Below are 16,529 nucleotides of genomic sequence, written 5' to 3' on the forward strand. Positions count from 1 at the left end.
GGTCGGCGTAGACGGCCACGCTCGCGATCCCCGCGTCCCGGCAGGCCCGGGCCACGCGGACAGCGATTTCGCCACGGTTGGCGATGAGCACCTTGGTCAGCATGCCGACTCCTGTACGTCCTTCAGGCCGGCGCTGAGCCGGTCCACCGTCTCGACGATCCCGCGCATGTCCGCGCCGGGGGTGAACACCGCGTGCACGCCCATCGCCTCGAGGGCGGTGACGTCGGCGTCCGGGATGATCCCGCCGACCAGCACGCGGACGTCGTCCGCCCCCTCCCGCGCCAGCAGCTCGATCACCCTGCGGACGATCGTCAGATGCGCGCCCGAGAGGATGGACAGGCCGAGGAGGGGGGCGTCCTCGGCGATCACGGTGGCGACGATCTGCTCCGGGGTCTGGTGCAGCCCGGTGTAGATCACCTCGTAGCCGGCGTCGCGCAGCGCCCGGGCGATGACCTTGGCACCGCGGTCGTGGCCGTCGAGCCCGGGTTTGGCGATGACCACGCGGGCGCGTGGCGCCAGGGCCGCAGCGCCGTGGTCAGGGCGCTGCTGCAGGACGTTCATGATGTCTCCGTTCCGGATGTTCAGCGAGGCAGGGCGGGCGCGAGCCAGCCGGTCGGGCCCCAGGAGTGGGCCGTACGCAGCTGGAGGCGGCGCGAGGCCCAAACACTGGTGGGACGCGCGGGCGCGGGAGGGGCGGCCGGAGTGCCGGCCACGGTCAGCACGGAGACCACGGCGGCCAGCTCCTCGGGCGTGGGCTTCCCACGGACGACCTTGATCACAGCTGCTCCTCAGAGGGGGATGTTGCCGTGCTTCTTGGGGGGCAGGGTTTCCCGCTTGGTGCGCAGTTGACGCAGGCCGCGGACGATGTGGCGGCGGGTGTCGGAGGGCTTGACGACGGCGTCGATGTAGCCGCGTTCGGCGGCGATGTAGGGGTTGAGGAGGGCGTCCTCGTACTCGCGGATGAGGCGGGCGCGTACGGCTTCGACGTCCTCGCCGGCTGCTTCGGCTTCGGCGAGGGTGCGGCGGTGGAGGATGTTGACGGCGCCCTGGGCGCCCATGACGGCGATCTGGGCGGTGGGCCAGGCGAGGTTGAGGTCGGCGCCCAGGTGCTTGGAGCCCATGACGTCGTAGGCGCCGCCGAAGGCCTTGCGGGTGATGACGGTGATCAGGGGGACGGTGGCTTCGGCGTAGGCGTAGATGAGTTTGGCGCCGCGGCGGATGATGCCCTCGTGTTCCTGGCCGACGCCGGGCAGGAAGCCGGGGACGTCGACGAAGGTGATCACGGGCAGGTTGAAGGCGTCGCAGGTGCGCACGAAGCGGGCGGCTTTTTCGGAGGCGGCGATGTCGAGGCAGCCGGCGAACTGCATCGGCTGGTTGGCGACGATGCCGACGGGGTGGCCCTCGACGCGGCCGAAGCCGGTGAGGATGTTCGGGGCGAACAGGGCCTGGGTCTCGAAGAACTCGCCGTCGTCGAGGACGTGCTCGATGACGGTGTGCATGTCGTAGGGCTGGTTCGCGGAGTCGGGGACGATCGCGTCGAGTTCGAGGTCCTCGCCGGTGACCGTGAGGTCGGCCTCTTCGGGGAAGGCGGGGGGCTCGGAGAGGTTGTTGGAGGGCAGGTAGGACAGCAGCTGCTTGACGTACTCGATGGCGTCTTTCTCGTCGCCGGCCATGTGGTGGGCGACGCCGGAGGCGCTGTTGTGGGTGCGGGCGCCGCCGAGTTCCTCGAAGCCGACGTCCTCGCCGGTGACGGTCTTGATGACGTCGGGGCCGGTGATGAACATGTGGCTGGTCTGGTCGACCATGACGGTGAAGTCGGTGATGGCGGGGGAGTAGACGGCTCCGCCCGCACAGGGGCCGACGACCAGGGAGATCTGGGGGATGACGCCGGAGGCGTGGGTGTTGCGGCGGAAGATCTCGCCGTAGGCGCCCAGCGAGGCGACGCCTTCCTGGATGCGGGCGCCGCCGGAGTCGTTGATGCCGATGACGGGGCAGCCGGTCTTGAGGGCGAAGTCCATGACCTTGCAGATCTTCTGGCCGTAGATTTCGCCGAGGGCGCCGCCGAAGACGGTGAAGTCCTGGGAGAAGACGGCGACGGGGCGGCCGTCGACGGTGCCGTAGCCGGTGACGACGCCGTCGCCGTAGGGGCGGTTGGCGTCCAGGCCGAAGTTGGTGGAGCGGTGCCGGGCGAACTCGTCGAGCTCCACGAAAGAGTCCTCGTCCAGGAGCAGTTCGATGCGCTCACGGGCCGTCAGCTTGCCCTTGGCGTGCTGCTTCTCGACGGCGCGTTCGGAGCCGGCGTGCGTCGCTTCCTGGATACGGCGCTGCAGATCCGCGAGCTTGCCCGCGGTCGTATGGATGTCGTTGTCGTTCACTTCTCGCTCCACCAGGACTTCCTCTAGCTCCACCGGGTCTTCGCTGGTCAGAATGTGTCGTGCGGGACGTGCACGCCCCACACGTCGCGCAGGGCGTGGGACACCTCGCCGACGGTGGCGCGCTGCCGCAGCGCCTCGCGCATCGGCGGCAGGACGTTGTCCGTGCCCCGGGCCGCGGCCCGCAGGTCGTCCAGGGCCCGCTCCACGGCGTCCTTGTCGCGCTCCTCGCGCAGCACCGCGAGCCGTTCGCACTGGTCGATCTCGATCTGCGGGTCGACCCGCAGCGGCTCGTAGGGCTCCTCCTCGTCGAGGACGTACTTGTTGACGCCGACGACCGTACGCTCCTGGTGGTCGATCTCCAGCGCGATGCGGTACGCCGACTTCTCGATCTCGGACTTCTGGAAGCCCTGCTCGATCGCGGCGACCGCGCCACCGCGGTCCTCGACGGCCTGGATCAGCTCCATCGCGGCCGCCTCGATGTCGTCCGTCATCGACTCCATGACGTAGGACCCGGCGAAGGGGTCCACCGTCTTGGTCACATCGGTCTCGTAGGCGATGACCTGCTGGGTGCGCAGGGCCAGGCGCGCCGCCTTCTGCGTGGGCAGCGCGATGGCCTCGTCGTAGGAGTTGGTGTGCAGGGACTGGGTGCCGCCGAGGACCGCGCCGAGGCCCTGGAGGGCGACCCGGACCAGGTTGACCTCGGGCTGCTGGGCGGTGAGCTGCACCCCGGCGGTCTGCGTGTGGAAGCGCAGCATCTGCGACTTGGGGTTCTTCGCGCCGAACTCGTCGCGCATGATCCGCGCCCAGATCCGGCGGGCGGCGCGGAACTTCGCGATCTCCTCCAGGAGCGTGGTGCGGGCGACGAAGAAGAACGACAGGCGCGGCGCGAAGTCGTCGACATCGAGCCCGGCGGCGATCGCGGCGCGCACGTACTCCTTGGCGTTGGCCAGGGTGAAGGCGATCTCCTGCACGGGCGTCGCCCCGGCCTCGGCCATGTGGTAGCCGGAGATGGAGATGGTGTTCCAGCGCGGCAGTTCCCTGTTGCAGTACGCGAAGATGTCGCTGATCAGGCGCAGGGACTGCTGGGGCGGGAAGATGTAGGTGCCCCGGGCGATGTACTCCTTGAGCACGTCGTTCTGGATCGTGCCGGTCAACTGGTGGCCCGACACGCCCTGTTCGGCGGCCACGAGCTGGTACAGCAGGAGCAGGGTCGAGGCGGGGGCGTTGATCGTCATCGACGTCGACACCTTGTCCAGCGGCAGACCCCGGAACAGGGTGCGCATGTCCTCGATCGAGTCGATCGCCACGCCGACCTTGCCGACCTCGCCGCGGGCGATCGCCTCGTCGGAGTCGTAGCCCATCTGGGTCGGCAGGTCGAAGGCCACGCTCAGTCCGCCGGTGCCGGCGGCGACCAGCTCGTGGTAGCGCTCGTTGGACTCCTTCGCCGTGCCGAATCCGGCGTACTGGCGCATCGTCCACGGCCGGCCCGTGTACATGGTCGGGTACACGCCCCGGGTGAACGGGAACCGTCCCGGCGCGCCGAGCTTGGCGTCCGCGTCGAAGCCGGCGAGCGACCCGCCGTCGTAGACCGGCCGGATCGGCAGGCCGGACTCGCTCTGCCCTACGGAATCCACACGGACCTCCTGTGGTACTCGATATCGATACGACGGTACTGAGTACCGTAGGGTGAGGGCAAGTGGTGTCCGGCGAACGGAACAGGGGAGGATGGGTGGTCATGAGCAAGTCACCCGCACGGATCCGGCTCGCGGACGCCGCCTTCGCCCTGTTCGACGAGCGGGGATACGAGCAGACGACCATCGACGACATCGCCGAACGGGCCGGTGTGGGGCGCACGACGTTCTTCCGGCACTACCGGTCCAAGGAAGCGGTGATCTTCCCCGACCATGACCGGCTGCTCGACCTGATCCGGGACCGGCTGGCCACCTCCAGTCACAGCACGGCGCTGGTCGCCGTCTCCGACGCGGTCCGCCTGGTGCTGCTGCACTACATCGACGAGGGTGACCTCGCGCGCCGCCGGTACGCCCTGACCAGCAAGGTCTCCGCGCTGCGGGACCGTGAGATCGCCAGCGTGGCGCGCTACCAGCGCCTCTTCCGCGAGTTCATCGCCGACTGGATGGGCGATCCGACGGAGTCGGCGTCCCTGCGGGCCGAACTGATGGCGGCGTCCGTGGTCGCGGCCCACAACCACGTGCTGCGCCGCTGGCTGCGCGGCGAGTCCGCCGACCCGGTCGCCGAGATCGACGAGGCGATGCGCGAGGTGCTGGCCCTGTTCCCGGCGCCCGCCGCCGGGGAGGGCTCCGGCGGGACGACCGTGATCGCCTTCCGCTCCGGGCAGGACCTGGAGGCGCTGCTGCCCTCCCTGCGCCGGGTCATCGAGGGAGCGCCCGGCCGCTGACGGGCGCGCCCGCCGCCGGTGCCCGCCGTCCGGGCCGGCACGTCAGGCGGCGTCGGACGCCACAGCGCGAAGGACGGACGCGAGGCCTCGCGGGTCGCGGCGGGCGATGTTGTGGCCGACGGGGATCTCGTGGAACCGCCAGTCGGCGTCGTGACGCAGCCGTTCGGTCAGGGCCGCGAAGGGGCTGCCCGGCCATGGGCCGCCGCTGACGAACGTACGAGGGGGCGAGCCGGCGCAGCGGCCGGCCAGCCGGACCGACTGCAGGAGGCTCGGCAGCGGGTGCGGTCGCGCACGCGGGTCGAGTCCCTCGGGGACGGCGACCCACCGGCCGTCGGCGCGGGAACCGGCGACGAACAGCTCCCGGAACGTGTCGCTGGTCAGGGACCAGCACGAATCGCCGTCGTCCGGCACGTAGGCGTCGATGAAGACCAGCCGGCCGAGGCGGTCGCCGAGCCGGTCCGCGACACCGGCGATCACGAGTCCGGCGTAGCTGTGGCCGCACAGCGCCACGGGGCCCGCGTCGCCGCGGTCGACGATCTCGGCGACCTGGTCGATGTGGGTGTCGAGGTTCGCCGGGCGGTCCGCGTCGGCGGGACCGTCCGGTTCCAGCCCCGACAAGGTCACCGCCTCGACGTGGTGACCGTCCCGGCGCAGCTCGGCGGCCACCGCGTCGAACGCCCATCCGCCTTGCCAGCCACCCGGCACCATCACGAACCTCACCGCGTCATCGTAGGGCGGGAAGCACCGCCGAACAGGCGCTTTCCCGTATCCGCCGGACCGGGCCGCGCGGCGGCGCCGACGGGACACGCCACCGGACGGACGAACGTGCGGGTGGGCGGCGTAGTCGGTCATACCGTGCCACATATGATGAAACGCCACTTCTCCTACCTGGCGTGCACCGCCGTGCTGGCCGGTGCGGGCATCGGGGCAGCCCCGCCCGCGCACGCCCCGCACACGCACGTCGTGCACCCCGGGCAGTCGATCCAGAAGGCCGTCGACGCCGCGCGTCCCGGCGACACCGTGCTCGTCGCCGCCGGCACCTACCACGAGAGCGTCACGGTGCGCACCGCCGACCTGACCCTGCGCGGCATGGGCCGGGACACGGTGATCGAGCCCTCCACCAAGAAGGCCGCCACCACCTGCGCCGCCAACGGCAACGGCATCTGCGTGATCGGCACCAAGAACCACAACCTCAAGGGCGTCACCGTCGCCTCCCTCACCGTCACCGGCTTCCCGAAGAACGGCCTGTTCGCCATGGGCACCGACGGGCTGACGGTGCGCCGGGTGCACGCGCTGAAGAACGGCGTCTGGGGCATCGCCCAGGAACGCTCCGTGCGCGGCGTGTTCGTGCACAACACCGCCCGCGGCAACGGCGACGCCGGCCTGTTCCTCGCCAACACCGTCGCCACCGAGGCCGGTGCCACGAACACCCAGGGCACGGTCGTCGAGTACAACCGGCTGCAGGACAACCGGATCGGCGTCACCGTACGCCGGCTGCGCAACCTGACCGTCGCGCACAACGGCATCACCGGCAACTGCGCGGGCGTCTTCGTCGTCGGCGACGAGAACAAGCCCAAGGCCGGCGACCTCACCGTGGCCGACAACCGCATCGCGCAGAACAACAAGTCCTGCCCCAAGACCGCGCGGCTGCCCGCACTCCAGGGCTCCGGCATCGTGCTGACCGGCGCCGAGAAGGTCCTGGTGACCGGCAACGAGGTTACCGGCAACTCCGGCACCTCCCCGCTGTCCGGCGGCATCGTGCTGTTCAAGTCCATGGTGGGCGCCACCAGCGAGCGCAACACCATCCGCGACAACAAGCTGTCCGGCAACTCCCCGGCCGACCTGGTCAACAGCGACACCGGCAAGAACAACACCTTCACGGGCAACGCGTGCGCGGCCTCCCGGCCCGCGGGCCTGTGCTGACCCCCGGACCCGACGCCCGGTGAACCCGGACAGGAAGGAAGGCGGCGCATGACGACCGCTCAGACCGCCCCGCCGCCGCCCATGCGGCTCAGGGAGCTCGTGTTCGGGGCGGCGTGTGCCGCCGCCCTCCGCGCGGCCGCCCGGCTGGGCGTCGCCGACGCACTGGGGGAGACCCCCATGGCCGTGGAGGACCTCGCGGCCGCCGTCAAGACCGAACCCAAGCCGCTGCGCCGGCTGCTGCGCGCCCTGACCTGCTACGGCGTCTTCGCCGAGCGGCAGGACGGCACGTTCGCGCACACGGAGATGTCCCGGCTGCTGCGCGAGGACGACCCGCACAGCCTGCGGGCCATCACCCTGTGGTGCACCGAGCCGTGGACCTGGGACGCCTGGCCGCGCCTGGACGAGGCCGTGCGCACCGGCCACAACGTCGTCGAGGAGCTGTACGGCAAGGAGTTCTTCACCTACCTGCACGAGGACGCCCCCGAGTCGGCGGCCGTCTTCAACCAGGCCATGACGACCTCCAGCCGCCAGTCGGCCGAGGACGTCACGCGCCTCCTCGACCTGTCGGGGAGCGCGTCCGTCGCCGACATCGGCGGCGGTCAGGGGCACGTGGTCGCCGGATTCCTGGAGAAGTACCCGGCGATGCGCGGCACCCTGCTCGACCTGCCCGGCGTGGTGGAGAACGCCGACCCGCGGCTGCGCCCGGGCGGCTCCCTCGCCGACCGGGTGGAGATCGTCGCCGGCGACTGCCGGGTGGCGATCCCGGTGAAGGCGGACGTCTACATCATCAAGAACATCCTGGAGTGGGACGACGAGAGCACCGCCCGGTGCCTGCGCAACGTCGTCGAGGCGGGCGGCCCGGGCGCACGGGTCGTCGCGATCGAGAACCTCGTCGACGACACCCCGTCGATGCGGTTCAGCACCGCCATGGACCTGCTCCTGCTGCTGAACGTCGGCGGCGCCAAGCACACCACCGACAGCATGGTGAGCCGGCTGACGGCCGCGGGGCTCGTCATCGACGGCATCAGCCCGGTCAACCCCTATCTGCACGCGTTCGACTGCACCGTGCCGAACTGACCGGCGGGCCACGGCCCGGCACACGACGGAGGCGGGACCGCCCGGGTCCCGCCTCCGTTCGCGTGCCGCCGCCGCGTCACTCCTCGGGGGAGCAGCGGTCCGTGATCGGCTCCATCCGGGCCAGCTCCACCACGTGCCGCAGATCGACCCCGTCGGCCACGGCGCCCTCGCCGTCCAGCAGCGTCGTCAGATCGGCGACCTGGCGCGCGTCGGTCAGGCCGAGCACCCGCGCCGGGTCGGCGTCCAGCCCGCCGCGCACGTCGAGCAGCCGTACCACGATCTCGTCGCGCTGGAAGATCGTGCTGCGCAGGACCGGGCTCCCCGGGTCCTCCGCCGCCGCCTCGTCGCGCTGCGCGAGCAGCTCGGCCAGCCGCATGCCCTCGCCGGGCCGGGCCGGGTAGTACAGGGCGTGCCGCTCGCCCTCGGCGCCCTGCCCGTGATCCGTCGTCACATGGTGGACGGCCGGCAGCCCGGCGCGCGTGAAGAACACCCGCGCGGAGTCCGGGTCGTCCAGGTCCCGGTCCTGCTCCAGATGCGGGTTGATGGCCTCCTCCACGGCCCGCACCTGCGGCTGACGCGCCACGTGGCGCAGCGCCGCGAGCAGGTCGCCGCGCACCTCGATGGCCCGCACGACCCGGTTGCCGTGCATGAACAGGGAGGTGCGGCACAGCCGGGTCGTGTCGTCGACGCGCGGCTCGGGCGAGGCGTAGTCGGCGAGGATCTTCGCGACGACCTCCTCGCTGCCCGGCTTGACCGTGAAGGTCAGCGCGTGCCGGATGATGCCGTCGCCGATCCGCGGGGAGGCCTGCAACTGCGCGGTGGGGGCCGTGCCGGGCGCCTCCGAGCCGGTCTCGCGCACCACGTGGAAGCGCAGCGAGCGGGTGTCGCGGACACAGCCGTGCAGCGGCCGCACCATCCGCACGTGCTCCTCGCTGTTGACCCAGGCGAGGAACGGCGGGGCGCTCTCCCACTCGCTGGTGATCAGCCACTGCGAGGGGTTCTCGATCGACTGGCACAGCTGCTCGCTGACATGCCCGGGCACGGACGCGACATGGCTGCACAGCTGCTCGTAGGCCTCCAGGAACTGCTGCTGGGCGCCGTCGTTGACGTCCACCAGCAGGACGACCCGCAGTCTGGAGCCGTCGAACACGGACTGGGAGACCCGCTGCGACACCTGCCGCGCCGGCGGTCGTTCTGAGGTGGTGGTCATCCTGCGCACGTCTCCTTCGCGGGACAGCGGAACACAAGGAACGGGGAACGGTAGGGAAGTGGGGGACAGAGCGGGTGGGGCGTTCAGAAGAGCGGACTGCGGGGACGCCGGCGAGGCCGGTCTGCGTCCGATCCTGGGCCGCCCGCCGCACCGCCGCGACTCGTGCGGACCACGCGGGTGAGTGCCGCCCCACCGCGGCCGTGGCCCCTCTCTCCAGGTGAGGAGAGGGCTCCGGAGGGTACTCGCGGGCCGTCTCACCCGCACCCGGAGGTGAACCGTGTCCCGATCCGCCGACCGCGTCCAGGACCCCTGGGGAGCCCGGACGCCGTACGCGCCCGGCAGCCCCTGGCCGGAGCGCATCGACCAGCACCTGGCCGAGGGGATCACCGAGGACCAGGTGGAACGCTGGGTCCCCGCGGCCTCGGTGCTGCACTCCAACGGCGACGCCATGGACATCGCCGTACGGCAGGGCCGCATCGTGGGCGTGCGGGGCCGGCCCGGGGACCGGGTCAACCGCGGCCGCCTCGGCCCCAAGGACCTCTACGGCTGGCAGGCCAACCACTCCGCCGACCGGCTCACCCGGCCCCTGGTGCGCGAGGGCGGGCGGCTCGTGGAGTGCGACTGGGACACCGCGATGGAACGCGTCGTCGCCCGCACCAAGGAGCTGCTGGACGACAAGGGGCCCGGTGCGATCGGCTTCTACACCACCGGCCAGCTCTTCCTGGAGGAGTACTACACGCTCGCCGTGCTCGCCCGGGCCGGCATCGGCACCCACCACCTGGACGGCAACACCCGGCTGTGCACCGCCACCGCCGCCGAGGCGCTGAAGGAGACCTTCGGCTGCGACGGGCAGCCCGGCTCCTACGAGGACATCGACCACTGCGACACGCTCGCCCTGTTCGGGCACAACATGGCCGAGACCCAGACCGTGCTGTGGGCGCGCGTACTGGACCGGCTGGAAGGCTCCGAGCCGCCCCGCCTGGTGTGCGTCGACCCGCGGCACACACCGGTCGCACGGCGGGCCGAGGTGCACCTCGCGCCCCGCCCCGGCACCAACGTGGCGCTGCTGAACGCGCTGCTGCACGAGATCATCCGCACCGGCCGCGTCGACCGCGACTACATCGAGCGCCACTCCGTCGGCTTCGACGAACTGGCCGCCATGGTCGAGCCGTGCACCCCGCGCTGGGCCGCCGGCATCTGCGACGTGCCGGCCGCCGCGATCGAGGCGGCGGCCGAGATCCTCGGCGGCGCCGAGCGCCTCACCTCCACCGTGCTGCAGGGCGTCTACCAGTCCCACCAGGCCACCGCGGCCGCCGTCCAGGTCAACAACCTGCACGTCATCCGCGGCATGCTGGGCCGCCCCGGCTGCGGTCTGCTCCAGATGAACGGCCAGCCCAGCGCCGAGAACACCCGCGAGTGCGGCGCCGACGGCGACCTGCCGGGCTTCCGCAACTGGGAGAACGACGAGCACGTCGCCGAACTGGCCCGCCTGTGGAACGTCACCCCGGACCGGGTGCCGCACTACGCGCCGCCCACCCACGCGATGCAGATGTTCCGCTACGCCGAGCAGGGCTCGATCCGCATGCTGTGGATCTCCGGCACCAACCCGGCCGTCTCCCTGCCCGAACTCGCCCGCATCCGCTCGATCCTGGCGCAGGAGCGGCTGTTCGTGGTGGTCCAGGACCTCTTCCTCACCGAGACCGCCCAGCTCGCCGACGTCGTCCTGCCCGCCGCCACCTGGGGCGAGAAGACCGGCACCCTCACCAACGCCGACCGCACCGTGCACCTCGCGGAGAAGGCCGTCGACCCGCCCGGCGAGGCCCGCGCCGACCTCGACATCTTCCTGGAGTACGCCCGCCGCATGGACTTCCGCGACAAGGACGGCGGCCCGCTCATCACCTGGCACGACTCCGAGTCCGCGTTCGCGGCCTGGCAGCGGTGCAGCGCCGGACGGCCGTGCGACTACACCGGCATGAGCTACGCACAGCTGCGCACCGGAGGCGTCCAGTGGCCGTGCACCCCGGACAGCCCCGAGGGCACCCGACGCCTGTACACCGACGGTTTCCCCTTCGCCCACCCCGACACCTGCGAGAGCTACGGCAGGGACCTGGTCACCGGCGCCTCGGTGGACCCCGTCGAGTACCGCTCCCTCAACCCGGACGGCAAGGCGGTCCTCAAGGCCGCCGAGTACCTTCCGCCGCACGAGGGCACCTCGCCCGAGCACCCGCTGGCGCTGATCACCGGGCGCACCGTCCACCACTTCCACACCCGCACCAAGACCGGCCGCGCCCCCGAACTGAACGCCGCCGCCCCCGACGTATGGGCCGAGATGAGCCCCGAGGAGGCGTCCCGGCAGGGCCTGGCCGACGGCGACCTCGTGCAGGTCACCACCCCGCGCGGCGCGATCCGCGCCCGGCTGCGCACCACCGCCATGCGCGACGGCACCGTCTTCGTGCCGTTCCACTACGGCTACTGGGACACCCCGCAGGGCCACCGCCCGCCCGACGACGGACCCGGCCGCGCCGCCAACGAGACGACGATCACCGACTGGGACCCCGTCTCCAAACAGCCGCTGTTCAAGACCGCCGCGGCCCGCGTCACCCTGGTCGCCCGCCGCGACGCCGCGGAGCGCGCCCGCACCGGGACGGATCGTGCCCGCACCGAGACAGGGAGCAGGACATGACCGGCATCAGCATGACGCTGCGCGCCCTGCACAACGGGGAGCGCGACCTGGAGGAGGCCCTGCTGGCCGCCGCCGAACGGCACCGCACCGACCACGAGTTCCACCACGTGGCCGTCGACTGCGCCCGCTGGTCGCGCGAGCACAGCACCCGGCTGGCCGCCATCGGCCACCACTACGGCCTCGACCTGCCCGGCCCGCACGACCACCCCACGCCCGGCGCCCTCGCCACGCTGCGGGAGAAGGCCGCCGAGGCGCTCGGCCGGCGCCCCGAGACCGGGCTGCTGCTCCTGCACGACCTGCGCGATCTGCACCTGGCCGCGGCCGGCAACTCCGTGCACTGGGAGATGCTGGCCCAGGCCGCGCAGGCCGCCCGCGACGAGCACTTGCTGGAGCTGGTCTCGTCCTGCCATCCGCAGACCCTGCGGCAGATGCGGTGGACCAACACGATGATCAAGGTGCTGTCCCCCCAGCTGCTGCTGAGCACGTAGGGATCGCCGGACCGCCTCGCGTAGGGTCGTACGCCTCAGCAGCACCGGCCCGCACCGTGCGCACGCCGACGCGCACCCCGGGCCGGGAGACGTGTTCCCGCAGGAGGACTGACTCATGACCGACCGGCCCTTGACGCTCATGGCCGTGCACGCCCACCCGGACGACGAGGCCACCGGAACCGGAGGGGTCCTCGCGCGGTACGCGGCGGAAGGCATCCGCACGGTGCTCGTCACGTGTACCGACGGCCGCTGCGGTGACGGGCCGGGTGGCGTCAAGCCGGGGCAGCCGGGCCACGATCCGGCGGCGGTGGCCCTGATGCGCCGTCAGGAACTCGAGGCGAGCTGTGACGTCCTGAAGATCAGCCACCTGGAGACGCTCGACTACGCCGACTCCGGGATGATGGGCTGGCCGACCAACGACGCCCCCGGCTCCTTCTGGCAGACCCCCGTCGAGGAGGGTGCCGCCCGGCTCGCGGACCTCATGCGTCACTACCGCCCCGACGTCGTCGTCACCTACGACGAGAACGGCTTCTACGGCCACCCCGACCACATCCAGGCCCACCGCATCACCATGGCCGCGCTGGAGACGACCTCGCTCGAACCGAAGGTCTACTGGACCACGATGCCCCGCTCGATGATGCGGCGGTTCGGCGAGATCATGCGCGAGTTCGGTGCGGACATGCCGGAACCGGACCCCGCCGAGGCCGCCGCGATGGCCGAGATCGGCCTGCCCGACGACGAGATCACCACGTGGGTGGACGCCACGGCTTTCAGCGGCCAGAAGTTCGACGCCCTGGCCGCGCACGCCAGCCAGGGCGAGAACATCTTCTTCCTCAGGATGGGCAAGGAGAGGTTCGCGGAGCTGATGGGCACGGAGACCTTCGTCCGCGTCCAGGACCCCACCGGCGCGCCCACCCCGGAGAACGACCTCTTCGCCGGCCTGCGCTGACCCGGACACGCTCGCCGGGCGCGGACGCTCACCAGGAGACGCGCAGACGCTCACCGGGAGACGCGCTCACCGGCCCCGCTCACCCCGACCGGAGGGGCGGGGCCTGACCCGGGTGGGTGAAGGTCTCGCCCGTCTGGCGGGCGCGCAGTTGCTCCAGGGTGCGTTGCTGGCGTCCGGCGCGGTCCAGGAGTTCGTCGAGACGGGCGGCGTCCAGGCGGGGGTCGACGTCGGCGAGGCGGCGCAGTGCCTGCCAGCCCGAGGTCTTGCCCTCCACGGCCAGGCGCAGCAGCTCCAGCTCCAGCAGCGTGCTCAGCGGGGAGCGGCGCACCAGGCGGCCGTTGGTCTTCAGCCGGCCCGCCTTCTCGCCGAGCCAGCCGGCGTACGCCTTGTAGCGGCGCACCGGCACGCCCACCGACCGCATGATGTCCAGCAGGCTGCGGCGGTCCTGGTCGATCTCGGCGGCGACCGGCCGCAGCGCCGCGCCGAGCGTGGTGCCCCGCTGCGCGTGGGTGAGGTGGCGGACGCGCTCCACGCCCGCGGTGGCGCCCGCCAGGTGGTCGTTGAGGTAGATCCCGAGCAGTTCCGTGTCGAGGGCGCGGGCCTCACCCGCGGCCGTGCGGTCGTTCATCGTTCCTCCTCGGGTTCCTCGGCGGGCGAGGCCCACGAGAACGCCGGACGCGCCGCCCGACACTCCCTGGCCCCTAGGCCGTGTCCGCAAAGTCCCGTCGTCCGCCCGGAGGGCGGGCCCCGCGGCGTCCGGTGCGTGCTCTCGGCGTGCCGGGCGGAGGCACTCGTACTGGACGTACTCGGGGCTTCGCCCGGTGCGGCGAGAGTGCGTGCCGGGCGCCGCGGGGCAGGCGGGACTTTGCGGACACGGCCTAGCCCCCGCCGTGCCCCGGCTCGGCCATCCTGCGGTGGACGGCGGCCTTGGCGGCGTCGGGCAGCACCCGGTCGGCCACGCCCTGCGCCTTGGTCTTCACCGACCCGGTGACCAGCTTCCTGCGGCCCTTCATCACCGCCGTGAACGCCTGCTCGGCGACCTGCGCCGGATCGTCCTTCTGCGCGCTGCCGACCCGGGTGTCCGCCATGCCGGCCCGGCGGAAGAAGTCCGTCTCGGTGGGGCCGGGCATGAAGGAGGTGACGGTGACGCCGGTGTCCTTCAGCTCCTCCTGCAGGGCCTGCGCGAAGGACTGCACGAAGGACTTCGACGCGTTGTACACCGGCTGGAACGCGCCCGGCATCATCGCGGCGACCGACGACGTGAACAGCACCCTGCCCGTCCCGCGTGCGACCATCCGCCGCAGCAGCGGCTTGGCCAGCCGGACCGTCGACGTCACGTTCAGGTCGATCACCGCCTGGTCGTCGTCCAGGTCCGTGTCCACGAACGCGCCGCCCTGCCCCACCCCCGCGTTCAGCGCGGCCACGTCGACCTCCAGGCCGGTCGTCGCGGCGACCAGCCGGTCCACGCCCGCCGGGTCGCGCAGGTCCTCGCGTATCGCCCGCACCGAGGCGCCCGTCTCGTCCCGCAACCGCTGCGCGGCATGCTCGAGGCGGTCGTCCTCGGCGTTCACCAGCAGGTCGAAGCCGTGGCCGGCGAACTGCCGGGCGAGTTCGAATCCGATGCCGCCGGAGGCCCCGGTGACCAGGGCGAGCGGCCGTGTCTCAGTCATGCGGACCAAGTAACCCCGCCGCGCCCCGCCAACCGTCGGGCACGCCGTGTTCGTCCAGCGGCCCCACCGCCAGGCCCGCCTCCCGGCAGCCGGCGACGATGTCCGGCAACGCGGCGAGCGCGGCGCGCCAGCAGCCGGGCGCCGAGGTGACGTCGGAGTCGTGCAGCAGGAGCGTGCCGCCGCCGCGCAGGTCCGCGGCCACCGTCGCCCGCACGGAAGCGGCCGTCGCGTCGTCCGTCCAGTCCCGGCCCCACGCGCTCCACAGCACCGGCCGCAGCCCGGCGGCCCGGGCGGCCGCCCAGCGCCCGGAGGTGAGGATGCCGTACGGCGGGCGGTACCAGCGCGGACGGCGGCCCGTCAGCTCCCGCACCGCCGAGACGCAGGCCCGCATCTCCCGGGTGTCGCGCACCGGGGACGGCAGCCAGGGGCGGCCGTGGTCCCAGCCGTGCACGGCGACCTCGTGGCCCCGCGCGACGGTCTCCCGCAGCACCGACGGGTGCGCCGCCGCGCGTGCGCCGAGCACGAAGAACGTCGCCCGCACCCCCAGCCCGTCCAGCGCGTCCAGGAAGCGCGGGGTGGACACCGGGTCGGGCCCGTCGTCGAAGGTGAGCGCGACATGGCCCGGGGCGCCCGCTCCGGCCAGCCCCGGCAGCCAGCGCCGCCGTGGCCCCGGCAGCCAGGTGGCGGCCGGCCCGATGTGCGCGAGCGCCAGGGCCGCGGCGGTCAGCAGCGCCGTACGGGGGCCGTGGCTCATCCGGTCTCCGCCTCCTCGTCGCGCGCCGGGGGCGCGTCCCAGGCGCCGGACACCGACGGCGCCCGGGCCAGGCCCACGCTGCCCAGCCCGATCAGCGTGACGCCGATCAGCTCCGGCAGCACACGCACCCCGAGCAGGATCTGCTCCTGGAACAGGGCCCAGCCCAGCGCCACGCTGGTCAGCGCGTCGCCCAGCGTCAGCGCCGGCTGCGACGCCGCCAGGGTGCCCGCCCGCAGCGCGCCCTGCAACAGCACGAACGCCGCCAGTCCGGCCACGGCGGTGGCATACGGCGGCCACTGCGCCAGGACCGCGCCCACCCCCTCCCCGAGCCGGCCCATGACCTCCTTCAGCAGGGCCGCCGTGCAGGCGAACGACACCGCCGACGCCAGGCCCAGCAGGGCGGCCCGGGGCGCGCCCACCACCGTGCGGGCCACCAGCACGACGACCGCCACCACCCCGAGGGCCACCGCCCCGGCCAGCAGCCAGCGCCCGGGCGAGGCGGTGGTCCGCGCCCCGGACGGCGCGGCCGTGCCCAGGAACAGCGCCAGACCGGCCGCGAGCGCCGTGAACGCCAGCCAGGTGCGCCGGTCGGGCCGGTGCCCGAACACCACGCTGCCCACCGCCAGCGTGAACAGCAGCTCGGCGGTCAGCAGCGGCTGCACCAGCGACAGGCTGCCCCCGGCCAGCGCCGCCGCCTGCAACACCGTGGAGGCGAGCAGCAGCAGCGCCCCGGCCAGCCAGTACGGCCGCCGCAGCAGCCGGCCGAACACCCGCAGCGCGCCGGCGGCGCCCTCCCCGTGCGGCGGTTCCTCGGCCGCGGCGCGGCGCTGGAAGACGGACGCGGAGGCGTTGGACAGCGCGGCCAGCAGCGCCAGGACGACGGTGAGCGCGGTCACCGTACGGTCACCCGGCGATCCGTCCGGTGCGGGGCCGCTGGGCGGATCGTCGCGTGGGCCGCCGGGCGGGCCGTCGGGTGGATGGTCC

17 protein-coding genes are annotated in these 16,529 nt (G+C 72.7%); 6 read left to right on the forward strand and 11 right to left on the reverse strand.

The window, feature by feature from the left end; genetic code table 11:
- From ACF1AL_RS25850 to ACF1AL_RS25870, 5 genes are all read right to left on the reverse strand, one after another.
- Window positions 1-100 (reverse strand): biotin carboxylase N-terminal domain-containing protein (locus tag ACF1AL_RS25850; protein ID WP_359486257.1); only part of this gene is annotated, 100 nt, incomplete at its 3' end.
- The gene (locus tag ACF1AL_RS25855; protein ID WP_386586686.1) at window positions 97-561 is read right to left on the reverse strand and encodes a cobalamin B12-binding domain-containing protein; all 465 of its coding nucleotides are present in this window, start codon (window positions 559-561) and stop codon (window positions 97-99) included. The genes ACF1AL_RS25850 and ACF1AL_RS25855, both read right to left, overlap by 4 nt.
- Window positions 562-581: 20 nt before the next feature.
- The gene (locus ACF1AL_RS25860; RefSeq protein WP_391825175.1) at window positions 582-779 is read right to left on the reverse strand and encodes an acyl-CoA carboxylase subunit epsilon; all 198 of its coding nucleotides are present in this window, start codon (window positions 777-779) and stop codon (window positions 582-584) included.
- A 9-nt stretch (window positions 780-788) separates the two neighbouring features.
- Complete coding sequence (locus ACF1AL_RS25865; RefSeq protein ID WP_391827585.1) at window positions 789-2,387, reverse strand: acyl-CoA carboxylase subunit beta; 1,599 nt, start codon at window positions 2,385-2,387, stop codon at window positions 789-791.
- A gap of 35 nt (window positions 2,388-2,422) precedes the next feature.
- The gene (locus ACF1AL_RS25870; RefSeq protein WP_391827587.1) at window positions 2,423-4,009 is read right to left on the reverse strand and encodes a methylmalonyl-CoA mutase; all 1,587 of its coding nucleotides are present in this window, start codon (window positions 4,007-4,009) and stop codon (window positions 2,423-2,425) included.
- Window positions 4,010-4,110: 101 nt separating this feature from the next.
- On the opposite strand from ACF1AL_RS25870, the gene ACF1AL_RS25875 reads away from it, so the two are divergent.
- Complete coding sequence (locus ACF1AL_RS25875; protein WP_366839887.1) at window positions 4,111-4,791, forward strand: TetR family transcriptional regulator; 681 nt, start codon at window positions 4,111-4,113, stop codon at window positions 4,789-4,791.
- A gap of 42 nt (window positions 4,792-4,833) precedes the next feature.
- Here ACF1AL_RS25875 and ACF1AL_RS25880 read toward each other — a convergent pair whose 3' ends face one another.
- Window positions 4,834-5,511: an alpha/beta fold hydrolase gene (locus tag ACF1AL_RS25880; RefSeq protein ID WP_391827589.1), complete on the reverse strand. Its 678-nt coding sequence runs from the start codon at window positions 5,509-5,511 to the stop codon at window positions 4,834-4,836.
- A 144-nt stretch (window positions 5,512-5,655) separates the two neighbouring features.
- Between ACF1AL_RS25880 and ACF1AL_RS25885 the strand changes: the two genes are divergently transcribed.
- Both ACF1AL_RS25885 and ACF1AL_RS25890 read left to right on the forward strand, forming a co-directional pair.
- Complete coding sequence (locus ACF1AL_RS25885) at window positions 5,656-6,714, forward strand: nitrous oxide reductase family maturation protein NosD (protein WP_391707565.1); 1,059 nt, start codon at window positions 5,656-5,658, stop codon at window positions 6,712-6,714.
- 48 nt (window positions 6,715-6,762) lie between these two features.
- Window positions 6,763-7,791 (forward strand): methyltransferase, encoded by a 1,029-nt coding sequence (locus ACF1AL_RS25890; protein WP_366839884.1) that lies wholly within the window; start codon window positions 6,763-6,765, stop codon window positions 7,789-7,791.
- 76 nt (window positions 7,792-7,867) lie between these two features.
- On the opposite strand, the gene ACF1AL_RS25895 is transcribed toward ACF1AL_RS25890, so the two are convergent.
- On the reverse strand, window positions 7,868-9,001 hold the full coding sequence (locus ACF1AL_RS25895; protein ID WP_366839883.1) for a SchA/CurD-like domain-containing protein: 1,134 nt from the start codon (window positions 8,999-9,001) through the stop codon (window positions 7,868-7,870).
- A 277-nt stretch (window positions 9,002-9,278) separates the two neighbouring features.
- Here ACF1AL_RS25895 and ACF1AL_RS25900 point away from each other — a divergent pair, with 277 nt between their 5' ends.
- The 3 genes from ACF1AL_RS25900 (at window position 9,279) to ACF1AL_RS25910 (ending at window position 13,121) form a co-directional block, all read left to right on the forward strand.
- Entirely contained in the window at window positions 9,279-11,684 is a 2,406-nt protein-coding gene (locus ACF1AL_RS25900) for a molybdopterin oxidoreductase family protein (protein WP_391827591.1), read from the forward strand.
- The gene (locus ACF1AL_RS25905; RefSeq protein WP_366839880.1) at window positions 11,681-12,172 is read left to right on the forward strand and encodes a hypothetical protein; all 492 of its coding nucleotides are present in this window, start codon (window positions 11,681-11,683) and stop codon (window positions 12,170-12,172) included. The genes ACF1AL_RS25900 and ACF1AL_RS25905 overlap by 4 nt, the downstream gene beginning before the upstream one ends.
- Window positions 12,173-12,287: 115 nt before the next feature.
- Window positions 12,288-13,121: a PIG-L family deacetylase gene (locus ACF1AL_RS25910; protein ID WP_391778268.1), complete on the forward strand. Its 834-nt coding sequence runs from the start codon at window positions 12,288-12,290 to the stop codon at window positions 13,119-13,121.
- A 79-nt stretch (window positions 13,122-13,200) separates the two neighbouring features.
- On the opposite strand, the gene ACF1AL_RS25915 is transcribed toward ACF1AL_RS25910, so the two are convergent.
- The 4 genes from ACF1AL_RS25915 to ACF1AL_RS25930 all read right to left on the reverse strand — a co-directional run bounded on the left by ACF1AL_RS25915 (window position 13,201) and on the right by ACF1AL_RS25930 (window position 16,441).
- Window positions 13,201-13,749, reverse strand: coding sequence for a hypothetical protein (locus ACF1AL_RS25915; RefSeq protein ID WP_366839878.1), 549 nt, complete (start codon window positions 13,747-13,749; stop codon window positions 13,201-13,203).
- Window positions 13,750-13,999: 250 nt separating this feature from the next.
- The gene (locus tag ACF1AL_RS25920) at window positions 14,000-14,791 is read right to left on the reverse strand and encodes an SDR family NAD(P)-dependent oxidoreductase (RefSeq protein ID WP_391827593.1); all 792 of its coding nucleotides are present in this window, start codon (window positions 14,789-14,791) and stop codon (window positions 14,000-14,002) included.
- On the reverse strand, window positions 14,784-15,545 hold the full coding sequence (locus ACF1AL_RS25925; RefSeq protein ID WP_391661930.1) for a polysaccharide deacetylase family protein: 762 nt from the start codon (window positions 15,543-15,545) through the stop codon (window positions 14,784-14,786). The genes ACF1AL_RS25920 and ACF1AL_RS25925 overlap by 8 nt, the downstream gene beginning before the upstream one ends.
- Window positions 15,542-16,441, reverse strand: a complete 900-nt coding sequence (locus ACF1AL_RS25930; RefSeq protein WP_366839875.1) for a DMT family transporter — start codon at window positions 16,439-16,441, stop codon at window positions 15,542-15,544. Before ACF1AL_RS25930 ends, ACF1AL_RS25925 begins: the two co-directional genes overlap by 4 nt.
- Window positions 16,442-16,529 lie beyond the last annotated feature (88 nt).

The sequence above is a fragment of the Streptomyces sp. NPDC014801 genome (assembly GCF_043082085.1).
Lineage (GTDB): Bacteria > Actinomycetota > Actinomycetes > Streptomycetales > Streptomycetaceae > Streptomyces.

Excerpts from the sequence above, each read along its gene's own strand:
- ACF1AL_RS25855 (WP_386586686.1), bottom strand. The coding sequence starts at position 561 with ATGAACGTCCTGCAGCAGCGCCCTGACCACGGCGCTGCGGCCCTGGCG.
- ACF1AL_RS25920 (WP_391827593.1), bottom strand. The coding sequence starts at position 14,791 with ATGACTGAGACACGGCCGCTCGCCCTGGTCACCGGGGCCTCCGGCGGC.
- ACF1AL_RS25915 (WP_366839878.1), bottom strand. The coding sequence starts at position 13,749 with ATGAACGACCGCACGGCCGCGGGTGAGGCCCGCGCCCTCGACACGGAA.
- ACF1AL_RS25885 (WP_391707565.1), top strand. The coding sequence starts at position 5,656 with ATGATGAAACGCCACTTCTCCTACCTGGCGTGCACCGCCGTGCTGGCC.
- ACF1AL_RS25910 (WP_391778268.1), top strand. The coding sequence starts at position 12,288 with ATGACCGACCGGCCCTTGACGCTCATGGCCGTGCACGCCCACCCGGAC.
- ACF1AL_RS25905 (WP_366839880.1), top strand. The coding sequence starts at position 11,681 with ATGACCGGCATCAGCATGACGCTGCGCGCCCTGCACAACGGGGAGCGC.
- ACF1AL_RS25890 (WP_366839884.1), top strand. The coding sequence starts at position 6,763 with ATGACGACCGCTCAGACCGCCCCGCCGCCGCCCATGCGGCTCAGGGAG.
- ACF1AL_RS25895 (WP_366839883.1), bottom strand. The coding sequence starts at position 9,001 with ATGACCACCACCTCAGAACGACCGCCGGCGCGGCAGGTGTCGCAGCGG.
- ACF1AL_RS25875 (WP_366839887.1), top strand. The coding sequence starts at position 4,111 with ATGAGCAAGTCACCCGCACGGATCCGGCTCGCGGACGCCGCCTTCGCC.
- ACF1AL_RS25925 (WP_391661930.1), bottom strand. The coding sequence starts at position 15,545 with ATGAGCCACGGCCCCCGTACGGCGCTGCTGACCGCCGCGGCCCTGGCG.